At 43.3% G+C, this 2,175-nt stretch carries 1 protein-coding gene and 2 pseudogenes; all 3 read left to right on the top strand.

All coding sequences use genetic code 11. The features are described 5' to 3' along the window. A pseudogene (locus JGK20_RS34030) lies at positions 1-552 on the top strand (MCE family protein); the annotation flags it as partial. A gap of 167 nt (positions 553-719) precedes the next feature. Continuing rightward, positions 720-1,472 (top strand): annotated as a pseudogene (locus JGK20_RS34025) (Uma2 family endonuclease). Between the two features lie 44 nt (positions 1,473-1,516). Further along, the gene (locus JGK20_RS34020) at positions 1,517-2,104 is read left to right on the top strand and encodes a Uma2 family endonuclease (protein ID WP_293192054.1); all 588 of its coding nucleotides are present in this window, start codon (positions 1,517-1,519) and stop codon (positions 2,102-2,104) included. Positions 2,105-2,175 lie beyond the last annotated feature (71 nt).

The following is a 2,175-nucleotide window of genomic DNA, read 5'->3' as shown; positions in this document are numbered from 1 at the left end:
CGCGCCAGTTTAGTCTCAACTCTGAATAACATCAATCAAAGCAGTCAAGAATTGCGGGTAGCCGTCAGCAGTTTGAGTCCAACAATTAATCGAATCAACCAAGGACAATTGCTCAACAATTTAGAAATCCTCTCAGCCAATGCAGCCCAAGCTTCTGCTACTTTGCGAGACTTATCCAGCCAGCTAAACAATCCCGCAACTTTGCTATTATTGCAACAAACCCTAGATTCTGCACGAGCTACATTTCAGAACGTGCAGAAAATCACTTCCGACGTGGATGAACTGACGGGAGACCCGGCTTTCCGCAACAACATTCGCAGGTTATTTAACGGATTGGGAGGCTTGTTGGGCTCGACAGAACAACTGCGGCAGCAAGTTAAAGTTGCTCAAACATTAGCTCCTATTTCAGAGAAAGTAAATGCGAGTACAACGGCAGTAAATCAATCTGTTAAGCCGGGATTGCCCAGTTTTAACAAACAGCAAAAATTGCCTGTTATTCCTTCTCAAACTGCAAAATCAGCAGAACCAGTTGCTCCCGAAAATACTCCTTGAAATCTGGTATCATTGAATAACCGTCGGTAAGGTGCGTGGCGCGCCCTACAGTTAGGAAGGTACGCATTATAGAGGTTTCAGTTAGTAAGGTTGGCAGCGCGCACCCCGAGATTAAAGTTGTGCAAATCTTATTAAAAAAACTCTTTCAATCGAAACAAGGAAAAGCAATGACGCAAACATTATCAAAACCGCCCGCAACGCAAACCAAGTACAATATAACTTGGGAAAAATTGCCAGACGATTTTAAATTACCGGACGATCCAGTTGAAAACATCGACCAACCACTTTTAGCAGCCGCCCTGCGAGAAGCCTTGGAACTTGCAGGATTTATCATAGCTTCAATGCTAATAGCTTCCAACTTTGGACTGTGCGCCAAAGTCAATGACAAAACAGTAGTAAAAGCACCAGATTGGGTCTACGTTCCCTCGGTATTACCAGCAGAACTAGGAGAAGTCCGCCGCAGTTATACGCGCACTGCTGAGGGATAAGTTCCAGCAGTAGTGATGGAATTTTTATCGGATACTAAGGGCAGTGAATATTCGACAATATCAAAATATCCTTACGGCAAGTGGCGGTTTTACGAGCAAATTTTGCAAGTTCCAGTTTATGCAATCTTCGATCCTAAATCGGGAGAATTAGAAGTATACCTTTTGGTTTCAGGACAGTACACAAAGCAAGAACCAGATGCTAATAGTCGATTTTGGATAGAATCAATGGGTTTATTTCTGGGGGTTTGGTCAGGAAAAAAATCTCAGAGAACGGGTTATTGGTTGCGCTGGTGGGATGAGAATGGCAATTTGTTGCTGTGGGGTGCGGAACGGGTGGAACAGGAACAACAGCGGGCCGATGAGGAACGCCAGCGTGCCGATCGCCTAATGGCATACTTGATAAGTCAGGGTATAGATCCTGATGCCATTTGAAGGTCGATCGATTTGAGATTTTACATTAGGAATAAAGGAGCGCCATGACTGCAACAACATTAGAAGAAAAATTAGATCGGCCGTTACTATTTCCAGGGTTAAGCTGGGAACAATTCAAAACCTTAGAACCGATGCTGGATATTCCCGGAGTTCGGCTGTCATTTTTAGATGGGATACTGGAGATTCAGAGAATGCCTGGAAGAAAACACGAAATAGGGAAAGAACGAATTGGTGCTTTACTGGAAACATATTTGCTGAAAGCAGGAATCGATTTCACTCCAACGGGTTCGTTGACTTTAGAAAATGAATCGGAACGAGTGAAGTGTGAAGCAGACAAATCTTACGAATTGGGTGCTGATAGAGAACGTCCAGATTTAGCGATCGAAGTAGTCGTAACTAGCGGCGGAATTGATAAGCTAGAGGCTTACAAACGCCTGCAAATTTCTGAAGTCTGGTTTTGGGAAAACAGCCGACTGTCTCTGTATGCTCTGGGAAAGGAAGGATACGAACAGATTGCGAGTTCTCAATTGCTCCCAGAACTCGATATTGATTTACTTGTCAGGTGTGTTAATATGCCGAGTCATGTTGAGGCAGTTAAGGAATTCAAAAGGGCGATCGAACTCAATTATTAGTCAAAAATATTGAGCGTATGTGACATCATTGAAGAATTGGTAAGCTGTTGCGGCATTAAAATTTAATTTTT

This window comes from Microcoleus sp. PH2017_05_CCC_O_A, from assembly GCF_020738785.1.
Taxonomy (GTDB): Bacteria; Cyanobacteriota; Cyanobacteriia; order Cyanobacteriales; family Microcoleaceae; genus Microcoleus.
Note: the sequence above shows the minus strand (reverse complement) of the source record. Positions and strands in the feature narration are given on the sequence as shown.

What these genes read in the sequence shown, in the direction of transcription:
- JGK20_RS34020 (WP_293192054.1), top strand. Translation starts at nt 1,517, where the DNA reads ATGACTGCAACAACATTAGAAGAAAAATTAGATCGGCCGTTACTATTT.